The sequence below is a fragment of the Streptomyces sp. Ac-502 genome (genome assembly GCF_045222935.1).
Taxonomy (GTDB): Bacteria; Actinomycetota; Actinomycetes; order Streptomycetales; family Streptomycetaceae; genus Streptomyces; species Streptomyces monomycini.
In genome coordinates, this window is sequence record NZ_JBHFFO010000001.1 from 6,683,897 (window position 1) to 6,704,396 (window position 20,500).

The following is a 20,500-nucleotide window of genomic DNA, read 5'->3' on the forward strand; positions in this document are numbered from 1 at the left end:
CGGACACCCGGGGCCGGGGCGGCCGCTCAGTACGGCGTCCGGCCGCCCGCCCAGCACGGGGCGACTCAGTACGGCGCGTCCTTCGCGCCCTCGTACGCCCGCAGCCGGGCCGTGTCCCGGTCGGTCCAGCCAGGCGGCGGGACGACCGCCGCCCAGCCGTCCACCGCGCCCGTTCCGTAGCGGTGGCCGTGCGGCGGCGGCGCGCCGAAGGAGACCGCCAGATCGACGGTGGTCTGCCAGAAGGTGATGACCGGCCAGAAGCGCATCTCGTCGGTGACGTCCGGGCCGAGCGGGCGGTTCAGCCAGGCGGGACGGTGGAAGAGCAGGTCGGGGGACCACCACACCACCGGGTCCGAGGCGTTCTGGAGATAGACCACCCGGGGGTGCCCCCACGGCCCGTCGGGGCGCCGCAGATCGCGTTGCGGGTACTGCGCGAAGCGGACGTGCCGCCCGTGGTCGTACTCCGGACGCCACACCGGACTGCCGCGGTCGCGCCCGGCGGTCACCTCCCGCCAGACCGGGCTGACGTTGGGCGGCCCGGCCAGCAGCGCGCCGTCCACCTTGCCGAGCATGTCGTCCAGACTGCCGAAGCCCGCCTCGGTCGCGTACGTGCCGAGGCTTTCGCCGCCCACGACCAGCTTGGGGCGGTCGTCGGCGGGCAGCGCGGACCACTTCGCGTACACCGCGTCGAACACCGCGCGGGCGTCCCGCGCCGCCTTTTCCTTGTCGACGAGGAAGGAGATCCAGGACGGCAGGTACGAGTACTGGGTCGCGACGATCGCGGAGTCACCGCCGTACATGTACTCCAGCGGCTCCGGCATCCGCGGGTCCACCCAGCCGCTGCCCGTGGTGCCCAGCAGGGCCAGCACCTTGCGGTCGAAGCCGCCGGTGCGCTCCAGCTCCTGTACGGCGAGGTCGGCGGTGCGCCGGAAGTGCGCGTCGCCGCCCTCCTGTTCGCCGATGTACACGCGGACCGGGTCCTTGGCCGGGCGGCCGGTGAAGGCGGTGATGTCCTGCTTGCGGGGCACCGAGCCGATGAAGTTGCGGCCCTCGGCCCCGAGTTCTTCCCAGTCGACGACGGAGGTGGGGCCGCCGGAGACGTACGCGGAGGCGGGCTGGGTGATGCCGTCGGCGGTGCTCAGGTTCGCGGCCTTGGAGATCCGGTCGACGAGGTCGATGAAGCCGCGCTCGTACAGGACGTCCTTGGAGCCGACCGCGACCAGCAGCGCGGTCAGCGCCGCACCGATCACGTACGCGGCGGGGCGCGGCACCCAGCGGCCGAAGAACCGGGCGAGCCGCCGGGCCACCAGCCGTACGCAGCGGGCGAGCAGCACGAACAGGACGCAGACCGCCACCGCGATCAGGATGATCATCGGGGTGTGCCAGACCAGGGAGGGTTCGACCTCCTGGAGGCGGCGCAGCCGGCGCTGGGCGTGGGCGCTCCAGGAGACGGCCGCCGTGGACAGCACGAGCCCCAGGACGTGGAAGGCAAGCCAGCAGCGGGCGCGGGTGCGTTCGGCGGGGCGGTACCGGCACAGCGCGCGGAAGAGGGCGCTCGCCGCAGCTCCGGCGGTGTAGCCGACGGCGGCGGTGATGCCGCCGATCAGGCCCTGGAGGTACCAGGGGCGGGGGAGCAGCGACGGGGTGAGGGAGAGCCAGAAGAAGAGCGCCGCGACGCAGCAGGCGGTGAGGTCGGGCCAGCGGCGGACGACCCGGGCGGGGTCCGGGGCGTCCCAGTACGGACGTCTGAGCCACCGGACGACGAGGTGCAGAACGGACATGTGCTCTCATTATGCGCAGAGCCCCGCGGACGCGTGGTCCACGGGGCTCTGTCGTACCGGCCGGGCGCCCCGGCGGGGACGCCTCCGGTTCACCTATTCGGCGAGGGTGGCCTCGGAGTCGAGGGTCGCGCCGACGGCCTGGAGGACGGAAGCGATCTTGATGGCCTCAAGGATCGTCTCGCGGTCCACGCCCGCCTTGCGCAGCACCTGCTCGTGCGAGTCCAGGCACATGCCGCAGCCGTTGATGGCCGAGACGGCCAGCGACCACAGCTCGAAGTCGACCTTCTCCACGCCCGGGTTGCCGATGACGTTCATCCGCAGGCCGGCGCGCATCGTGCCGTACTCCGGGTCCGACAGCAGGTGCCGGGTCCGGTAGAACACGTTGTTCATCGCCATGATGGCGGCGGCGGACTTGGCCGCGGCGTACGCCTCGGCGGAGAGGTTGGCCTTGGCCTCCGGCTCCAGCTCGCGCAGCACCTTCGGCGAGCGCGAGGCGATCGCGCAGGCCAGGACGGTGCCCCAGAGCTGCTGCTGGGGCAGCTCGCTGTTGCCGATCACCGAACCGAGGTTCAGCTTCAGGTCCTTGGCGAAGTCCGGGACGGCGGACTTCAGTTCATCGAGAGCCATGACGGATCTCCTTCCGGTTCGCTGCTAGCCGCGCTTCACTCGCCCGAGAGCAGCGCGACCGGGTCGAGGGTCTCGTCGCCCTTGCTCCAGTTGCAGGGGCACAGCTCGTCGGTCTGCAGCGCGTCGAGGACCCGCAGGACCTCCTTGGGGTTACGGCCGACGGAACCGGCGGTCACCATGGTGAACTGGATCTCGTTGTTCTGGTCCACGATGAAGACGGCACGCTGCGCGAAGCCGTCCTCGCCCTCGATGCCGAGCGCGCGCATCAGCTCGTGCTTGGAGTCGGCCAGCATCGGGAAGGGCAGGTCGGTCAGGTCCGGGTGGTCCTTGCGCCAGGCGTGGTGCACGAACTCGGAGTCACCGGAGAAGCCGAGGATCTGGGCGTCGCGGTCGGCGAACTCGTCGTTCAGCTTGCCGAAGGCGGCGATCTCCGTGGGGCACACGAAGGTGAAGTCCTTGGGCCAGGCGAAGACGATCTTCCACTTGCCTTCGTAGGTCTTGTGGTTGATCTGGTCGAACTCCTTGCCGCTCTCCAGCGACACGCAGGCGGTCAGATCGAACTCGGGGAACTTGTCACCGACAGTGAGCACAGGCTCTCCTTCGTGTGCCGTAAGTCCTGATACAGGGCTTACGCGAGGGGTTGGACGGTTCCCTACACTGCCACAGGGGTCATTGATCGGGGAAATAGCCAGATCAAGAAGTGTTGATCGGTGCTGGCTATCAGTGGGCGGGGTGTGTCCGGCGGCGGCGATCCGGCCGGGAGCGATCTGCTCCTCTGGCGGGCCGGGCCGTCGTGGGGTATGCGCGGCCGTGCACAACAATGCCGGATCGGTCGAAAAGGGGCGGGATTCCGGGGAATCCACCGGCTATCTCCGAAACGATGTTCCCCGGTTCACGCACCTCGCCAAAGAATGGCCCCAGCGCGAGCCGCGAGACGTACAATCACCCGCATGGCACAGAAGATCGTCACTATTTACACGGATGACCTCACCGGGGAAGAATCCACGGAGGTCGCCACGCACGCACTCGCGGTCGACGGTATTGCATACGAGGTCGACCTCGCCCCGGACAGCTACGACAAGCTGCTGGAGGCGATCGGTCCCTTCCTGAAGGCCGGACGCCGTACCGGACGGGTGAAGGCGGGCGCCGGGGCACGCAAGGCGAGCGGCTCCGCCGCGGCTTCGGGTTCGGGTGAGACCGCGAAGATCCGCGCCTGGGCCAAGGAGAACGGCTACGAGGTGAACGAGCGCGGCCGGGTGTCCGCCGATATCCGTGAGGCGTACCAGAACGCCACCAAGTAGGCGTTGCCCGAGCCGGCCGAAGACGTCGTGACGGCGGACGGATTTCGGCCGGTCCAGGCCCCCGGCCTGGAGAACGGTGCTGGTGGCGGCCGGTGCGCCGGATTTTCGGCGTCGGCTGCCGCCCTCCGGACGGCGGCTGATCGCGGCTGCCGGAAATCCGGCGGCACGGCTGCCGGGAACAGGGGGTATCCCGCTGCGGCCGTATCCCTTCCGGCGGTATCCCCGCGAAGCCGTATCCCCGATCCCGTCGGCGGCGGGTGCCCGTGTGGCACCTGCGGTGCCCTGCGCGGGAAAACGCTGTCGGGCCGGGAGAATCCGACCGGGCGTCCGGTCCGCAATCCCGCGGGCGACCGTCGAAATAGGGTGACGGGATTCCCGGCCCTCAAATGCGCGCCGCGTGCCTGCTGGAAGGTGCCCGCCGGCGCCCGCGCCGAAACCCGTCGGTAACGCGGAGGGGCATTACCCCGGCCACCGCGCTCCGGACCCTTGCGCCGAAAAGTCCTTCCCCGGGGACGAGCCTGCCCCGCGATTAGACTGGATCACTCTGATCGGAGGTGGCTATCGGTGGCATCCCCCACGAATCCCGGGGCCCGGCCGCGGCAGCCCAGCCTGGCGCAGCTGCGGGCCTTTGCCGCGGTGGCCGAGCACCTGCACTTCCGGGAGGCCGCGGCGGAGATCGGCATGAGCCAGCCCGCCCTGTCCGGCGCCGTGTCGGCCCTGGAGGAGACGCTCGGGGTGCAGCTGCTGGAGCGGACCACCCGTAAGGTGCTGCTCTCGCCCGCCGGGGAGCGGGTCGCCGCCCGCGCCCGTACCGTACTGGAAGCGGTGGGTGACCTGATGGAGGAGGCGGAGGCGGCCCGTGCGCCGTTCACCGGCGTGCTGCGGCTCGGGGTGATCCCGACCGTCGCCCCGTACCTGCTGCCGACCGTCCTGCGGCTGGTGCGCGACACGTACCCCGACCTGGAGCTCCAGGTCCACGAGGAACAGACCGGGTCGCTGCTGGACGGCCTTCAGCAGGGGCGGCTGGACCTGCTGCTGCTCGCCGTGCCGCTGGGCGCCCCGACCATCACCGAACTCCCGCTGTTCGACGAGGACTTCGTGCTGGTCGCACCGACGGACCACTGGCTGGGCGGGCGCGGCGACATCCCGCGCGAGGCGCTCAAGGACATGGACCTGCTGCTGCTGGACGAGGGACACTGCCTGCGCGACCAGGCGCTGGACATCTGCCGGGAGGCGGGCCGCGACGAGGGCGCGCCGGTGACCACCAGCGCGGCCGGGCTGTCGACCCTGGTCCAGCTGGTCGCGGGCGGCCTGGGCGTCACGCTGCTGCCGCGCACCGCGCTGCGTGTCGAGACGGCCCGCAACGACCAGCTCACGACCGGGTACTTCGCCGACCCGGCGCCGTCCCGGCGGATCGCGCTGGCCATGCGGTCGGGTGCGGCGCGCCAAGGCGAGTTCGAGGAGTTCGCGGCGGCGCTGCGCGAGGCGATGAAGGGCCTTCCGGTACGGATCGCCGAGTGAGCCGGGCCGCGGACCGGGCGTACGGCGGCCCACCCCGGCCTGATGCCTTGCCCCGGCCTGCGGTTCAGCCCCGGCTCACGTACCCGCCCCGCCCCGGCGCCCCGCCTACTCCGTACGCAGCCCGTCCGGCCGCATCAGCCGCCACAGCAGCGGCAGGCTGAGCGCGGTCACCGCGAGGACCACCGCCCCGGCCGTACCGGCGAGGGCGGCGATGCCCGGCCAGTCCGGCAGCATCGGCTTGTGCACCAGGTGCAGCAGCAGGAGGCCGACCGACAGGCCGCAGCCGACCGCGAGGGCCAGGCCGAGGACGACGGGTATGGCGGTCTGCCACAGCACCGACCGGCCGAGCGTGCGGCGCGGCGTGCCGAAGGCGTCCAGGGCCGACAACAACAGCCGTCGCTCGCGCAGTTGCTCCAGTACGGAGATGAGCAGGCCCGCCCCGATGAGGCACAGCACCCCCACCGCACCGGCCTGGAGCGCCGCGCGGACGATGTCGTACAGCTCGGGTTGCCGCTCGCTGCTCCTGGTGGAGGTGTCCCACAGGGGCATGGCGTCCAGGCGCGGGTCGATCTGCGCCGCCGTGTTGCGTACGTACTCGACGGCTTCCGGCCGGTCAGGGTCGAGGTGGACCTCGAACTCGGCGGACGGGGACCGCAGCAGCGCGGGATCCAGGGCGCCGGGTGTCGCGAGGATGTTGGCCTCGTGCAGCGAGAAGAAGCTGGGGAGCGTGTCGACGGTGCGTACGGTGTGCGGGACCGTCCAGGCGGCCGGACGGCTTCCGGCGTCCGGGGAGATGGCCAGCCGGGTGCCGGGCCGGGGGACCGGGGGTGCGTCGGCGGCGGGCAGAACCGTTTCCGTGCCGTCCTCCCGGAAGGCCCGGGGAGGGGTGTAGAACACGTCACCGTCGGCACACCGGTCGGTACGGACCATCCGGCGCAGCGCGTCGCAGTCGGCGACGGCCAGCCGGTAGGGCGCGGGATCGGCGATCTCCTCCCGGCCGTCCGCCGCGGCGGCCCGGTGGCCTGCGGACGGCAGCGGGCCCGCCTCGCTGAGCAGCGCGCCGTACACGCTCCGCACGCCCCTGGTCCCCCGCAGCCGGTCGAACATCCCGGGAGCGCCGGCCACCGGCAGCTCCCCGCCCCGGTCCGCGACCACCATCTGGTGCTCGCGGGGTACCGGGAGCGGGTCCGGCAGCTCGTTGGTCCGGACGCCGGCCAGCAGCAGCTGCACGGCGACGACACCGGCGACCGCCACGGTGATGCCGCTGACCGAGCGCGCCGCCGTGGTGGTGCTCAACTGGAGCCGCCGCACGGCCAGTTGCCACGACGGCCCGCCGCCCGAGCCGATCCGGGAGACCACCGCGTCCAGCAGCCACGGCAGCAGCGCCGCGACCCCCAGCAGGAGCAGCGAGGTGCCCGCGACCACCTGGGCCGCGACCCTGGTGCCCACCATCGCCGTGTCGCCGACCGTCACCGGCCACAGCAGCGCGGCACCCACGACGGGCAGCAGCAGCCGCCACCACAGGCGCCGGCGCACCGGCGGTGCCGAGCGCGTCACCCCGAGCGGTTCGACCGTGATCCGGCGCATCGTCAGCAGGGCGACACCCACCGAGCACGCGGGTACGGCCAGTGCGACGAGGGCGGCCGGCCGCCAGTCCGGTACGACGTCGGTGGGGAAGACTCCGAAGTCCAGCACCCGTATCCCCGACAGCGGACACCGGGCGGCCAGAAACACGGCGGCACCGGTGAGCAGGCCCAGCAGCGCCCCGGCCAGCGCCTCGCCGGCCGCGATCCGCCGGGTGGTGGCGCGGTCGGTGCCCACCAGCCGCAGCGCCGCCAGCCGCCGGTCCCGGCGCTCCCCGCCGAAGCGCACGGCGGCGGCGATGAACACGGCCACGGGCACCAGCAGGGCCACACTGCCGACGAGGATCGCCAGCAGCAGTTGCGGTTGGTCGGTGGGGAAGGCGGCGTCGGGGCCGCCGCCGAAGGAGGCGATCCGCGTGGTGCCCGCCCGGACGCCGGTGAGCCGGTCCGACCCCTGGTAGTACGCCAGTTCGTCCGGGCCGGTCAGTCCCTCGGCGCCGATCCGTCCCACCGTACGGACGCCCCGGAAACGGTCGCGCAGGTCCGCGCCGTCCGAGGAGGCCAGCAGGTCCGCGAGAGCGGGCGAGACGACCATCTCGCCGGGCCCCGGCAGGCGCGGCACACCGGGCGGGGTGGCGGGCCGGTCCCCGTCCGGGCGCACCAGGCGCCCGCGGACGGGCCGGTCCCGGTAGGCGGTGTCGGTCTGGGCGACCAGCAGCGTGCGGTCGGTGGCGGTGGTCGAGCGGGGGCTGAACGTGTCGGAGCGGGCCTGGTCGCGGGCGACGGCGGTGGACACGGCGTGCGGGACGGCGGCGGCGACCAGCAGGACCGCGACGCCCAGCCCCACGCCGAGCGCGGTCAGCGCCGTACGGATCCAGCCCTCCCGGCCACCGGCCGCGAACCGTACGCCCATGCCGAGATCACGGCACCAGCTCCCGACCAGGTGCCGTCGGTCCTTCTCCACCTGCGTTCACTCCGTCCGTAGGCCGTCCGGCCGCATCATGCGCCACAGCGGCGGCAGACTGGCCACCGTCACCAGCAGGATGACCCCGGCCCCGGCGCCCGCCATCGCCGCCACCACCGGCCAGTCCACGAACGCCGCGCTGTCGATCAGCCACAGCAGCAGCGTGCCCAGCGCCAGCCCGCTCCCGACAGCGAGCAGCAGGCCCAGCGCGACGGGGATCGCGGTCTGCCACAGGACGGACCAGCCCAGCGTGCGGCGCCGGGTGCCGAACGCGTCCAGCACCGACAGCAGCCGCCGGTGCTCGTACAACTGCTCCACGGTGGAGATCACCAGGCCCGCGCCGATCAGCAGCAGGGTGACCACCGCGCCGAGGAACAGGCCGGTGCGCAGGCTGTCGTACTGCCCGTCGTGCCGGTTCTCGGCCAGCGAGACCACGGCCATCGACGGGTTGATGCGCGCCGCCGCGGTACGGATGCGCTCCACCGCGTCCGGGGCGGCGGGGTCGTAGCGGACCGTCAGGTGCAGCAGGGGGCGGTGCATCCGGTGCACGTCCACCGCGGACGGGGTGATCAGGATGCCGCGGGCGGGCAGGCCGTCGTCGGCGGTCTTCGCGCGGACGGTACGGGTCGTGGCGGGCAGCGTCCACACCTGCGGCGGGCGGGTGGGGCCGAAGCCCTCGGGCGGGTCGAGGTTGAGCCGGGCGCCCGGTGTGGCGAAGGTGTCGTCCGGCAGGTTGTCGGTACGGAAGACGTCACCGTCCCGGCAGGAGCCGATCTCGGCGAGCCGGGACAGTCCGGCGCAGTCGGCGACGGTGGCGAACACGCCGTCCACCATGCGGAAGTCGCTGCCCCCCATCAGCCGGCCCCGGTCGCCCGCGGCCGACACCGAGGATTCGAGCGCGCCGTCCGCCCGGCTGACCCCTTCGGTGCCGCGCAGCACCGCGAGCGCCTGCCGGGTCTGCTCCCAGCCCTCCGTGCCCCCGGTCATCTCGACCACCGGGCGGCCGTTGCGGGCGTAGCTCTCGGCGAACCCGGCCTGCATCCCGGTGAAGGTCATGTGGACGGCGATGGCCCCGGCGACCGCGACGGTGATGCCGGCGACCGCGCGGGTGGCCGCCCCGCTGTGCGACTGGAGCCGCCGGGTGGCCAGCTGCCAGGGCACCGGGCCGCCGTGCAGCCGCCGCACCACCGCGTCGACCAGCCATGGCAGCAGCGCCGTGACGCCGAGCAGCAGCAGGGTCGCGCCGACGGCGAGCCGGGTGGTGTTCAGCGCGCTGTCCACCTGGCCGGCGTCCCGGGAGACGGTCACCAGCAGCCCGGCCCCGGCCAGCGGCACCAGCGGCCGCCACCACAGCCGGCGCCGGACGGGCGGCCGGCTGCGTACGACACCCAGCGGCTCGACCGTCACCCCGCGCTGCGCGAACAGCGTCACCAGGACGGCGGCGGACGGCACCAGCACCGCGATCAGCGCGGCCAGCACCGGGTCCGGGGTGATGTCCGACGGGAAGACGTTGATGTCCCACAGGGTCACCAGCGAGGCGAACTGCCGCCCGCCGAGGAAGAACCCGGCGCCCAGCACCAGGCCCGCCAGCGAGCCGAGCAGCGTCTCCCCGGCGGCGATCCGCCGGGTCGTGCGGATGTCGGCACCGACCAGGCGCAGCGCGGCGAGCCGCAGTTCGCGGCGTTCGTTGCCGAACCGTACGGAGGTGCCGATGAAGACCATGACCGGCGTCAGCAGCGCCACGCACGTCATGATGACCAGCACCACCGCGGGGGCCCGCAGCGGGCGCTGGACGAACTCCAGCCCGAAGTGGTCGATGCGGTCGGCGCCGAGCCGTTCGTCCAGCGCGGAGCTGCCCGCGAGGAAGGTCAGTTCGGCCGGCCCCTGGAGCCCGGCGTCGCCGATGGTGCCCACGACGCGGTACGGGAGCCGTTCGCGCAGCGCCGTGCCGTCGGGCGAGTCCAGCAGCTCCTTGAGGCGGGGGAGACCAGCATGGTCCCCGGGGCGGGGAGCGCGGCGACGCCCGGCGGCTTCGGCGGGTGTTTGCCGTCGGGCTCGACGAGCCGGCCGCGGATGTTCTGGTGGTGGTAACGGGTGTCGGCGTGGGCGTACAGCAGTGTGTCGTCGGCGGGGCGCGGCGGGTTCGCCTGGCCCAGGTTCTCGCGGGCCTTCTCCCGGCCGTGCCAGGAGTCGATCAGGGACGGCACGGACGAGCCGAGCAGCAGGACGGCGACGCCGAGACCGACGCCGACGGCGGTCAGCGCCGTACGGATCCAGCCCTCCCGGCCGCCGCCCGCGGCGAAGCGCAGCCCGGTGGCGAGATCGCGGGCCCAGACGGCGGGCCCGGCGGGAGGGGAGCCGGGTACGGCCGCCTCCCCGGGGGCTGCGGGCGGGCCGCCGGAGCCTGCGGCGCCGTTCTTGGTACGCGGGCCGAGCAGCGTCATCCGGCGGTGCCGAACGGGGCAGCGGTCCTGCCCGGAACGGGCGGGACGGGGGTGCCGGGCGGGGCGGGGGCGGCGGGCGAAGTCACCGCAGGCCCGCCAGCATGTCCTTCACCTTGCCGTCGCGGACGACGATCTCGCGGTCGGAGTAGGCGGCGACCCGGGCCTCGTGGGTGACCAGGACGACGGCGGCGTTGGTGTCCCGGGCGGCGTCCGTGAGCAGGGTCATCACGCGTTCGCCGTTGAGGGAGTCGAGGGCGCCGGTGGGCTCGTCGGCGAAGATCACGCGGGGGCGTGCGGCGAGGGCGCGGGCCACCGCGACGCGCTGGCCCTGCCCGCCGGAGACCTCACCCGGCCGCTTGGCTCCGGTGTCCTCGACCTCCAGCCGCTCCAGCCACTCACGGGCGTGCCGCTGCGCCTCCTTGCGCTTGACGCCGTTCAGGCGCAGCGGGAGGGCGACGTTCTCCAGGCAGGTCAGTTCGGGGACGAGCTGACCGAACTGGAAGACGAAGCCGAAGTCGGCGCGGCGCAGGGCACTGCGCTGGGCGTCGTTCATCCCCGTCACCTCGTGGTCGCCGTAGCGGACCGTGCCGGAGTCCGGCAGGACGATGCCCGCCAGGCAGTGCAGCAGGGTCGACTTGCCGGAGCCGGAGGGGCCCATGACGGCGACGACCTCGCCGGGGTGGATGGAGAAGTCCACCCCGTCCAGCGCGTGCGTCTGTCCGAACGACTTGTGCAGGGCCTCGGCGACCAGCAGCGAACCCGCGGGCGTCACCGGCCGATCACCGCGGCCAGTTTGTCCAGACGGGCGGCGGTCAGCTCCAGCCAGCGCAGGTCGGCTTCCAGGTGGAACAGGGCGTGGTCGCAGATGAGCTGGTCGGCGAGGTCGCCCTTGCGCTTGCGCTCGGTCAGGCCGCGCATCAGGCGCAGGTGCTCGGTGCGCTGGGTGTCGAGCAGCTCGGCGGCGTCCCGCTCGGTGAGCAGGGCCAGGACCACCTTCGTGTAGAGCGTGGACTGGAGGTACGGTTCGGGCTTCTCGGGGCGGGCCAGCCAATGGGCGACGTCGGTGACGCCGGCGTCCGTGATGGCGTAACGCTTGCGCTCGGGACCCGCGCCCGCCTCGACGCCGTCCACCTCGACGAGGCCGTTCTTCAGCAGGCGGGACATGGTCGAGTAGACCTGTCCGTAGTGCAGCGGGCGGTCGTGGCCGAAGTGCTCGTCGAACGCCCGCTTCAGGTCGTAGCCATGGCGGGGCCCGGATTCCAGGAGGCCCAGAAGCGTATGACCGATTGACATGCCGACCACCTTACTTCGTCGCTACAGCCGTGGTGTATACGCGTCGTGCAGAGCGCCGCCGTGCCCCGGGACCCGGGGCGGACCCCGGGGCACGGCGGCGCCGGATCACTCCGAACGCAGCCCGTCCGCGCGCATCATCCGCCACAGCGGCGGCATGCTGAGCAGCGTCACGAGCAGGATCAGACCCGCGCCGAACAGCGGCAGCGGCCAGACCACCGACCACGCGACGCCGCTCTTGTCCGCCAGGCCCAGCAGCACCCGGCCGAGGCCCAGGCCGCCGGCCACCGCGAGCGTCAGGCCGAGGACCATCGGGACGGCGGTCTGCCACAGCACGGACCAGGCGAGGGTGCCGCGCCGGGTGCCGAAGGCCACCAGGACCGACAGCAGGCGGCGGCGTTCGCGCAGCTGCTCCAGGGTGGTGACCAGCATGCTGGCGGCGATCAGCGTCATGGTGGCGACGGAAGCGATCAGCAGGCCGTTGCGCACGCTGACGAAGCGCCGGTCGTCGGTGGTGTCCGTGAGCTGGAAGACGCTGGCCGTCAGGTCGAAACGGGCCGCGGTGTTGCGCGCGTGCTCGGCGGCGTCCGGGACGGACGGGTCCAGCCGCACCATGGCCTTGGTCGTGGGGACGTCCAGCTTCTTGATGTCGACCGCGCCCATGGTGGCGTACAGGCCGGTGGCGTGCTCGCCGGTCGGGTCGGGCCGGCCCTGTACGGGGCGGATCGTCCGGGGCAGGGTCCACCGGCTGGGCGGGCCCACGATCTTGCCGTCGTCGTCGAAGCCGTTGAGCAGCACCTGGGCGCCGGGACGGACGACCTTGGGCAGGTCCTCGTCCACGAACGCGCCGGGACCGCTGCCCTTGATCACGAAGACGTCGCCGTCCTTGCACGGGCCGGGCCGGCTGACCTCCTGCAGCGTCTCGCAGGTGCCGACCGTGACCGAGGTGCTCAGCGGGTAGCCGCCCTCGCCGCGCTCCGGGCCGGGGAGGAGACCCGCGACGCGATGGTCGCGATGACGCCGCTGACGCCCTGGGTGTGCTCGAACGCGTCGATCATCTTCTGCGTCGTGGCGCCGTCCCGGGCAGGCAGCATCACCTGCATCTGCGCACGGGACGTGTCCTGTCCGGTGTCCTTGGTGAAGTCGTCCCCGACCGCGGAGAAGAGCATCTGGAGGGCGATGGCACCGGCCACGGCGACCGTGATGCCGCTGACCGCGCGGGCCGCGCTGCTGCTGCTCAGCTGGAGCCGGCGGGCGGCCAGCTGCCAGGGGACCGGGCCGCCCTTGAAGCGCGCCACGACCGCCTCCACCAGCCACGGCAGCAGCATGGTCAGGCCCAGCAGCGTCAGCGCCGCGCCGCCGGCGATCGCGTACGTGTTGACGGACCCCGACTTCTTGTCGACCGTCCCGAACATCGCCAGCAGCACCAGCCCGACGACCGGGATCGGCAGCCGCCACCACAGGCGCCGACGGCGCGGTACCGCGCTGCGGACGACGCCCAGCGGCTCGATGGCGATGCCGCGCAGCGCCAGGAGCGTCACGACGACGGCCGACGCCGGGACGGCCAGCAGGATCAGGACGGCCAGGGCGGGCACGGGCGACAGGTCGGTGGGGAAGGCGTTGAGGCTGCTGATGTCGACCGCGCCGATGAACTGCCGGCCGAACAGGAACAGCCCGGCGCCGACGGCCAGCCCGAACAGCGAGCCGAGCAGGGCCTCCCCGGCGGCGATCCGGCGCACCATGTGGTTGTCCGCGCCCACCAGCCGCAGCGCGGCCAGCCGCCGGTCGCGGCGCTCGCCGCCGAAGCGGACGGCGGTGGCGATGAAGATGGCCACCGGCATCAGCAGGACGACGCAGCCGATCAGGATCAGGACCAGCAGGACGGGGTCCATGTCGGAAGACTGGATCTTCCACCCGAATTCGGAGGCGCGGTTGGTGCCGCTGTTCTTCAGGGAGAGCTGGTCGCTGCCCGCGTAGTAGTAGTTCTCGGCGGGGCCGATCAGCCCCGCCTGGCCGATGGTGCCGACCACGCGGTACGGGAGCCGGTCGTGCAGCAGCTTGCCGTCCGGGGAGTCCAGCAGCTTCTTCAGCGAGGGGAGACGACCGCCTCGCCCGGACCGGGCATCGTGTCCACGCCGGGCGGCAGCGCGGGGTTGCCGCCCTCCGGACGCAGCAGGACGCCGTCCACGCTGTCGCCGCGGAACTGGGAGCCCACGCGCTGGAAGAGGAAGGAGCTGTCGGAGCGCTGCGCCTGCTCCCCGAATTCGATGTTGCGCGCGTTGCTCCGCTCGGAACGGTTGCCCAGCAGGCTCGGTACGGAGGAGGCGCCCAGCAGCAGCGCCACACCCAGGCCGACGCCGACGGCGGTCAGCAGCGTACGGGTCCAGCCCTCGCGGCCACTGCCGACCGCGAAGCGCATCCCCATGACGAGGTCGCGGAACCAGACGGCGATCCCGGCCGGGGCCTTGGCCCGGGACTCCTCCTGGTCGGTGGGGCCGGGGCGGTTCTCGACGGCGGTCATACGGTGCCCGCCATTTCCCGGGCCTGCCCGTCGCGGACGACGATCTCGCGGTCGGAGTAGGCGGCGACCCGGGCCTCGTGGGTGACCAGGACGACGGCGGCGTTGGTGTCCCGGGCCGCCTCGGTCAGCAGGGTCATCACGCGCTCGCCGTTGAGGCTGTCGAGGGCGCCGGTGGGCTCGTCCGCGAAGATCACGCGGGGGCGTGCGGCGAGGGCGCGGGCCACCGCGACGCGCTGGCCCTGCCCGCCGGAGACCTCGCCGGGCCGCTTGGCCGCCACCGCGCCGACCTCCAGCCGCTCCAGCCACTCCTGGGAGCGCTGTTCGGCCTCCTTGCGCTTGACGCCGTTCAGGCGCAGCGGCAGGGCCACGTTCTCCACGCAGGTCAGTTCGGGGACGAGCTGCCCGAACTGGAAGACGAAGCCGAAGTCGGCGCGGCGCAGGGCGCTGCGCTGGGCGTCGCTCATCTGCGTCAGGTCGCGCGAGCCGTACAGGACGCTGCCGGAGTCCGGGCGGACGATCCCGGCCAGGCAGTGCAGCAGGGTCGACTTGCCGGAGCCGGACGGGCCCATGACGGCGACGACCTCGCCGGGGTGGATGGAGAACTCGGCGCCGTCGAGCGCGTTGGTCGAGCCGTACGCCTTGTGCAGCGCGCTGGCCTTGAGCAGGGAACCGGCCGGGGTCATACGAGGGCCTCCGGAAGTGCGGGCAGGGACGGGTCCGGGCGGCGGGGACGGGGCTCCGCCGGCGGGAGCGGTGCGGGGGCCGTGTGCGGCGCCCGGAAAGCTTCCCGGCAGGACGTGTCCGCCACTCTACATGGTGTGTATACCTGTGGTGTATACCCACGCCGGAAGCGGCCGGAGGCCCGGCCCGTGTTCGGACCGGCCCTCCGGCACCCCTCGTGTTCACTCGCCCGGACCGGCCGCTTCCGGCGGCTCCGGCTCCCTGTCGCCCGCCGTGCCCTCCGCGCCCTCCGGCCCGGCGGCCTTCGGCGGCCGCCCCCGGCGCGGCAGCCCGCCCGCGCCCTTCGGCAGCCGACCCGCGTCCGCCAGGGCCTTCCGCAGCAGGAACTCCACCTGGGCGTTGGCGCTGCGCAGCTCGTCGTCGGCCCAGCGGGCGAGCGCGTCGTGGACCAGCGGGTCGAGCCGCAGCAGCATCTGCTTGCGCCGCTGCGCCCGCCGCTTCGGCGCCTGGCCGCCGTCCGCGGGCCCGGCGGCCCCGGGTTCAGGCCCGGCAGTCCCGGGATCAGGCCCGGCGGCCCCGGAAGCGTCCCGGGGTGCGTCCTGGGAGCCGCCCTCGCTCACTGGTAGAGGGACCCGGTGTTCAGTACGGGCTGGGCGGCCCGGTCGCCGCACAGCACCACCATCAGGTTGCTGACCATGGCCGCCTTGCGCTCCTCGTCCAGTTCCACGATGTCCTGCTCGCTGATGCGGGCCAGCGCCATCTCGACCATGCCGACCGCGCCCTCGACGATCTGCTGGCGGGCCGCCACGACCGCGCCGGCCTGCTGCCGCTGGAGCATCGCCGAGGCGATCTCGGGCGCGTACGCGAGGTGGCTGAAGCGGGACTCGATGATCCGCACGCCCGCGGCCTGCACCCGGGCGGTCAGTTCGACGGCCAGCTTCTCGGTGATCTCCTCGGCGTTGCCGCGCAGCGACAGCGCGTCCTCGTCGTGCGCGTCGTACGGGTACTCGATGGCGATGTGCCGTACCGCCGCCTCGGTCTGGGTGGCGACGAACTCCAGGAAGTCGTCGACCTCGAACAGCGCCTGCGCGGTGTCCTCGACCTGCCACACCACGATGGAGGCCAGCTCGATCGGGTTGCCGTACGCGTCGTTGACCTTCAGGACCGCGGTCTCGTGGTTGCGGACACGGGTGGAGATCTTGCGGTCGGCGGTCAGCGGGTTCACCCAGCGCAGGCCGTCCTCGCGGATGGTGCCGACGTAGCGCCCGAAGAGCTGGATGACCCGGGCCTCGCCGGGGGCGACCATCTTCACGCCCGTCATGCAGAAGAGCGAGCCCACCAGCAGCAGCACGCCGAGGATGATCAGCGGCACGCCCGCCGCCTTGGTCCCGTCGGCGGCGAGCAGCCCACCACCGATGATCAGGCCCAGCCCGGCGAACACGCCGAGGACGGTGAGCAGCAGGCCCAGGCCGCCCGGGATGCTGTGCGCCACCGTCTCGCGGACCTGCGGGCGGGGCATCGGCGGGGCGTCGGCCGCGAGCTGCGCGCCGCCGCCCGTCCTGTCGCTGCCGCCGGGCGGTGTCTGGTCGGACATGTCGTCTCCCCGTTTCTCGTGACATTCCTCGGAGCCCGCGCCGGGCCGCCGCGTGGTCGGTGCGGTGGCCGGATCCGTACGGGCCGACTGTGCTTTCGCCAGACTAGCAAAGTGATAGCACTTTAAGAAGCCTCTCAGAGAGGTACGGCATCCTCACGGGACGGTTCCCCCGGCCCGGGTGCTCTTTGTCACGTCGGGAAAAGCCTTGATCGATGAGCATTTGCTGACAGATGCGGTGTTAGCTTCGTGAGTTGAGTTATTGGGGGCGGAACGACTGGAGTTGCGGGAGCGATGGGGCGAGCGGACGCGAGGCGAGCGGCTCAAGGGCGTAAGCGCCGGGCGAAGCCGAAGGGCGAGAAGGGCGGCATGCGCCGCTTCTTCACCTGGAAGAAGCTCCTCGGGGCCTTCCTCGGCGTGTGCCTGCTGGGCATCCTCGGCTTCCTCGGGCTGTACCTGTACGTGGACGTCCCCGACGAGGGGAACTTCCAGGCCACCAGCCAGAGCAACGTCTACAAGTACGCCGACGGCTCGGTCATGGCCCGCAAGGGCGCGGACAAGGCGGTGAACCGCGAGACCGTCAAGATCGACCAGATCCCCAAGCACGTCCAGCACGCCTTCGTCGCGGCCGAGAACAAGACCTTCTACCAGGACTCCGGCGTCGACCTGAAGGGCACCCTGCGCGGCATCCTCAACACCCTCAAGGGTCAGGGCAAGCAGGGCGGCTCGACCATCACCCAGCAGTACGTCAAGAACTACTACCTGAGCCAGGAGCAGACGGTCAGCCGCAAGCTCCAGGAGATCGTCATCTCCCTCAAGGTGGACAACAAGCTCGACAAGGACGAGATCCTCGCCGGGTACATGAACACCAGCTACTACGGCCGCGGCGCGTACGGCATCCAGGCGGCCGCCCAGGCGTACTACGGCGTGGACGTCGACAAGCTGACCGTCAGTCAGGGCGCCTACCTGGCCTCCCTGCTCCAGGCCCCCAGCCAGTACGACTGGGCCATCGCCTCCGACGCCGGCAAGAAGCGGGTGCAGGAGCGCTGGGCGTACACGCTCAACAACATGGTCGAGATGAAGTGGCTCGACGAGGCCGACCGGCAGAAGCAGACGTTCCAGAAGCCCATCAAGCCCAAGCCGCTGCCCGGTGTGGCCGGCCAGGTCGGGTACTTCATCAACGCCGCCAACGACGAGCTGATCCGCAAGGGCGTCGACGAGAAGGAGCTGATGGCCGGCGGCTGGACCATCACCCTGGCCATCGACAAGAAGAAGCAGCAGGACCTGGAGAAGGCCGTCAAGACGAAGCTGACCGACGACCTCGACCCGTCCCAGCGCAAGGCGGACCGGGACGCCCAGCTCGGTGCCGTCTCGGTCGACCCCGCGTCCGGCCATGTCGTGGCGATGTACGGCGGCGCGGGCTACACCAAGCACTACACGAACAACGCCACCCGGGCCGACTTCCAGCCCGCCTCCACGTTCAAGCCGCTGATCTTCGCCTCCGCCCTGGAGAACCACGCCAAGACCCAGTCCGGGGTGCCCATCACCCCCGACACGGTCTACGACGGCCGCAACCGCCGCCCGGTGGTCAACAGCTCCAAGCCGTTCGCCCCGCCGAACGAGGACGAGGTCAACTACGGCCGGATCAGCGTCCAGCAGGCCACCAACAACTCCGTCAACTCCGTCTTCGCGCAGATGGGCGCCGACGTGGGCCTGGACGCGGTCAAGAAGACCGCGGTCAGCCTCGGCATGGACGGCAGCCGGATGGACGTCCAGCCCGCGATGACGCTCGGCAGCATGGGCGCCAGCCCGCTCCAGATGGCCGCCGCCTACGCCACGCTCGACAACCACGGCAAGAAGGTCGAACCGTCCCTGGTCGCCAAGGCGCAGCACGGCGCGCAGGAGGTCGAGCTGCCCGACCCGGTCGGTTCCCAGGTGCTGACCCGCGGGACCGCCGACACCGTCACCTCCGTACTGCGCGGTGTGGTCAACGACGGTACGGCCAAGAAGGCGATGGGCGGCGCCGACTACCAGGCGGCCGGCAAGACCGGTACCTCCGACGACAACAAGTCGGCGTGGTTCGTCGGCTACACGCCGAAGCTGGTCACCGCGGTCGGCATGTTCGGCGAGGAGGCCAAGGGCGGCAAGCAGGTCTCGCTCAAGGGCACCGGGGGCGGCGGCCGCGTCAACGGCGGCGGCTACCCGGCCGAGGTCTGGGCCGCCTACACCGCGGCGGCGATCGGCGACGACGCCGGGGCCAAGTTCGACCTGGAGACCGACCTCGGCGCCGGGGTCGCACCGACCAACGCCCCGCCGCCGAGCCAGGCCCCGTCGCACACGCCGTCCCAGACGCCGAGCCAGACCCCGTCGCACACGCCGAGCAACACCCCGTCGCACACGCCGTCCCAGACGCCGTCGCGCACCCCGTCGCACACGCCGTCCCGGACGCCCACGCCCCCGGAGACACCGCCCGCCACCCCGACCACCGGCAGCGGCGGCAACGGCAGCAACGGCCGCCCGCCCGGCCTCGACGACCTGGGCTGATCCGGCGCCCCGCGCCGAGGGCCGTGGCCCCCACCGCGCAGGTGGGGGTCACGGCCGTTTCCGTTCCGCTGTCCGCGCTCCGGCTCAGCCGCCGTTGAACCGCGCGGCGATCCGGTCTCCGAGCGCCTTGTCCACGTTGCGCCAGTACTGGAGGGCGCGCAGCAGCACCGGGCGGCTCACGCCCTTCGACAGGTGCCCGGCGACGTTGTCCACCAGCCGTCCACGCGCCGCGTCGTCCAGCACCTGACGCACCTGGGTGCCCGCCTGGCCCCAGTCGTCGTCATCGCGGCGCAGCTTGTACGCCTCGCGCACCATCTCGCCCGCCGCGTGCCAGCCCGCCGGGTCGCCGAAGTTCTGCGTGTCGGCCGCCGGACCGCCGTACGAGTTCGGCGCGTACACCGCCGCCGTGTGCGCCGGTTCGTAGCGCATCGGGCCGTCCTTCGCGTACGAGCTGACCGTCGAGTGCGGGCGGTTGGGCGGCAGCTGCGCGTAGTTCGGGCCGATGCGGTAGCGGTGGGTGTCCGGGTACGAGAACAGCCGGCCCAGCAGCATCTTGTCCGGCGACGGGCCGATGCCCGGCACCATGTTGGACGGCTCGAAGGCCGCCTGCTCGATGTGGACGAAGAAGTCCTCGGGGTTGCGGTCCAGCGTCATCCGGCCGACCTCGGTCAGCGGGTAGTCACCGTGCGGCCACACCTTGGTCAGGTCGAACGGGTTGAAGCGGTAGTCCGGCGCGTCGTCGAACGGCATCACCTGGACGTACAGGGTCCACGAGGGCGCGTCACCGGCCGCGATCGACTCGTACAGGTCGCGGCGGTGCAGGTCGCCGTCCTCGCCCGCCAGCCGGTCGGCCTCCTCCTGCGTGAGGAAGTCGATGCCCTGGTCGGTCTTGATGTGGTACTTGATCCAGAAACGCTCGCCGCCGCCGTTGACCCACATGTAGGTGTGCGAGCCGTAGCCGTTCATGTGCCGGTACGTCTTCGGGATGCCGCGGTCGCCCATCAGCCAGGTGACCATGTGCGCCGACTCGGGCGACAGCGTCCAGAAGTCCCACTGCATGTCGTGGTCGCGCACCCCGCTGTCCGGGCGGCGCTTCTGCGACCGGATGAAGTCCTGGAACTTGCTGGGGTCGCGCACGAAGAAGACCGGCGTGTTGTTCCCGACCAGGTCGTAGTTGCCGTACTCGGTGTAGAACTTCAGCGCGAAGCCGCGCGGGTCCCGCCAGGTGTCCGGCGAACCCTGCTCGCCCGCGACCGTCGAGAAGCGGGCCAGCATCCCGGTGCGCCGGCCCGGCTGGAACAGGTCCGCCTTGGTGAACTGGCTGACGTCGTTGGTCACCTCGAAGAAGCCGTACGCGCCGCTGCCCTTGGCGTGCACCACCCGCTCGGGCACCCGTTCCCGGTTGAACTGGGCCATCTTCTCGATCAGGTAGTGGTCCTGGAGCAGCAGCGGTCCGTCGGACCCCACCGAGAGCGAGTGCTCGTCGCTCTCGACCGGGACGCCGGCGTTGGTCGTCGTACGCGGGACGTCGTGCGCGGAGCTGGTCATGGCGGAGCGCCTCCCGGGGGTGGGTCGTCAGTCCCTTCGCACCCCAGAAGTCAACTCCGCCGACGCGGTGTCGGCAACCGTTGGACGCCGTCCGGTTCGAGACG

General features: G+C 72.3%; 13 protein-coding genes and 2 pseudogenes. 3 read left to right on the top strand and 12 right to left on the bottom strand.

The annotated features are described in order from the left end of the window. Positions 1 to 65 precede the first annotated feature (65 nt). The 3 genes from ACEXOX_RS30620 to ACEXOX_RS30630 all read right to left on the bottom strand — a co-directional run bounded on the left by ACEXOX_RS30620 (position 66) and on the right by ACEXOX_RS30630 (position 2,998). The gene (locus ACEXOX_RS30620; protein ID WP_406524309.1) at positions 66 to 1,781 is read right to left on the bottom strand and encodes an alpha/beta hydrolase; all 1,716 of its coding nucleotides are present in this window, start codon (positions 1,779 to 1,781) and stop codon (positions 66 to 68) included. A gap of 93 nt (positions 1,782 to 1,874) precedes the next feature. Beyond that, on the bottom strand, positions 1,875 to 2,408 hold the full coding sequence (locus tag ACEXOX_RS30625; protein WP_406524310.1) for an alkyl hydroperoxide reductase: 534 nt from the start codon (positions 2,406 to 2,408) through the stop codon (positions 1,875 to 1,877). A gap of 35 nt (positions 2,409 to 2,443) precedes the next feature. Then, on the bottom strand, positions 2,444 to 2,998 hold the full coding sequence (locus ACEXOX_RS30630) for a peroxiredoxin (protein WP_030020693.1): 555 nt from the start codon (positions 2,996 to 2,998) through the stop codon (positions 2,444 to 2,446). 360 nt (positions 2,999 to 3,358) lie between these two features. Between ACEXOX_RS30630 and ACEXOX_RS30635 the strand changes: the two genes are divergently transcribed. Continuing rightward, positions 3,359 to 3,709: an Lsr2 family protein gene (locus ACEXOX_RS30635; RefSeq protein WP_030020694.1), complete on the top strand. Its 351-nt coding sequence runs from the start codon at positions 3,359 to 3,361 to the stop codon at positions 3,707 to 3,709. Positions 3,710 to 4,273: 564 nt separating this feature from the next. Continuing rightward, positions 4,274 to 5,230 carry a LysR substrate-binding domain-containing protein gene (locus ACEXOX_RS30640; RefSeq protein WP_406524311.1) on the top strand — a complete coding sequence of 319 codons (957 nt, stop codon included), beginning with the start codon at positions 4,274 to 4,276 and terminating at the stop codon, positions 5,228 to 5,230. A 105-nt stretch (positions 5,231 to 5,335) separates the two neighbouring features. On the opposite strand, the gene ACEXOX_RS30645 is transcribed toward ACEXOX_RS30640, so the two are convergent. The 8 genes and pseudogenes from ACEXOX_RS30645 to ACEXOX_RS30680 form a co-directional block, all read right to left on the bottom strand. Then, positions 5,336 to 7,777, bottom strand: a complete 2,442-nt coding sequence (locus ACEXOX_RS30645) for an FtsX-like permease family protein (RefSeq protein ID WP_406524312.1) — start codon at positions 7,775 to 7,777, stop codon at positions 5,336 to 5,338. A gap of 6 nt (positions 7,778 to 7,783) precedes the next feature. After that, a pseudogene (locus tag ACEXOX_RS30650) lies at positions 7,784 to 10,221 on the bottom strand (ABC transporter permease). Positions 10,222 to 10,303: 82 nt separating this feature from the next. Further along, a complete protein-coding gene (locus ACEXOX_RS30655; protein WP_406524313.1) occupies positions 10,304 to 10,993 on the bottom strand; it encodes an ABC transporter ATP-binding protein in 690 nt (229 codons plus the stop codon). Then, entirely contained in the window at positions 10,990 to 11,514 is a 525-nt protein-coding gene (locus ACEXOX_RS30660) for a PadR family transcriptional regulator (RefSeq protein ID WP_406524314.1), read from the bottom strand. The genes ACEXOX_RS30655 and ACEXOX_RS30660 overlap by 4 nt, the downstream gene beginning before the upstream one ends. Before the next feature lie 105 nt (positions 11,515 to 11,619). After that, a pseudogene (locus ACEXOX_RS30665) lies at positions 11,620 to 14,032 on the bottom strand (FtsX-like permease family protein). Then, positions 14,029 to 14,715, bottom strand: coding sequence for an ABC transporter ATP-binding protein (locus ACEXOX_RS30670; RefSeq protein ID WP_406524315.1), 687 nt, complete (start codon positions 14,713 to 14,715; stop codon positions 14,029 to 14,031). The pseudogene ACEXOX_RS30665 and the gene ACEXOX_RS30670 overlap by 4 nt, the downstream one beginning before the upstream one ends. Positions 14,716 to 14,934: 219 nt before the next feature. Beyond that, positions 14,935 to 15,186: a hypothetical protein gene (locus ACEXOX_RS30675; protein WP_406526517.1), complete on the bottom strand. Its 252-nt coding sequence runs from the start codon at positions 15,184 to 15,186 to the stop codon at positions 14,935 to 14,937. 143 nt (positions 15,187 to 15,329) lie between these two features. Beyond that, complete coding sequence (locus ACEXOX_RS30680) at positions 15,330 to 16,307, bottom strand: SPFH domain-containing protein (RefSeq protein ID WP_406524316.1); 978 nt, start codon at positions 16,305 to 16,307, stop codon at positions 15,330 to 15,332. A 291-nt stretch (positions 16,308 to 16,598) separates the two neighbouring features. On the opposite strand from ACEXOX_RS30680, the gene ACEXOX_RS30685 reads away from it, so the two are divergent. Next, complete coding sequence (locus tag ACEXOX_RS30685; RefSeq protein WP_406524317.1) at positions 16,599 to 18,848, top strand: transglycosylase domain-containing protein; 2,250 nt, start codon at positions 16,599 to 16,601, stop codon at positions 18,846 to 18,848. A gap of 84 nt (positions 18,849 to 18,932) precedes the next feature. Here ACEXOX_RS30685 and ACEXOX_RS30690 read toward each other — a convergent pair whose 3' ends face one another. Further along, on the bottom strand, positions 18,933 to 20,396 hold the full coding sequence (locus ACEXOX_RS30690) for a catalase (protein WP_406524318.1): 1,464 nt from the start codon (positions 20,394 to 20,396) through the stop codon (positions 18,933 to 18,935). Between the last annotated feature and the right edge of the window lie 104 nt (positions 20,397 to 20,500).

Bases quoted from the DNA above. Each gene is read 5' to 3' on its own strand.
- ACEXOX_RS30620 (WP_406524309.1), bottom strand. From the start codon at position 1,781: ATGTCCGTTCTGCACCTCGTCGTCCGGTGGCTCAGACGTCCGTACTGG.
- ACEXOX_RS30625 (WP_406524310.1), bottom strand. From the start codon at position 2,408: ATGGCTCTCGATGAACTGAAGTCCGCCGTCCCGGACTTCGCCAAGGAC.
- ACEXOX_RS30635 (WP_030020694.1), top strand. From the start codon at position 3,359: ATGGCACAGAAGATCGTCACTATTTACACGGATGACCTCACCGGGGAA.
- ACEXOX_RS30660 (WP_406524314.1), bottom strand. From the start codon at position 11,514: ATGTCAATCGGTCATACGCTTCTGGGCCTCCTGGAATCCGGGCCCCGC.
- ACEXOX_RS30670 (WP_406524315.1), bottom strand. From the start codon at position 14,715: ATGACCCCGGCCGGTTCCCTGCTCAAGGCCAGCGCGCTGCACAAGGCG.
- ACEXOX_RS30675 (WP_406526517.1), bottom strand. From the start codon at position 15,186: ATGCTGCTGCGGCTCGACCCGCTGGTCCACGACGCGCTCGCCCGCTGG.
- ACEXOX_RS30680 (WP_406524316.1), bottom strand. From the start codon at position 16,307: ATGTCCGACCAGACACCGCCCGGCGGCAGCGACAGGACGGGCGGCGGC.
- ACEXOX_RS30685 (WP_406524317.1), top strand. From the start codon at position 16,599: ATGGGGCGAGCGGACGCGAGGCGAGCGGCTCAAGGGCGTAAGCGCCGG.
- ACEXOX_RS30690 (WP_406524318.1), bottom strand. From the start codon at position 20,396: ATGACCAGCTCCGCGCACGACGTCCCGCGTACGACGACCAACGCCGGC.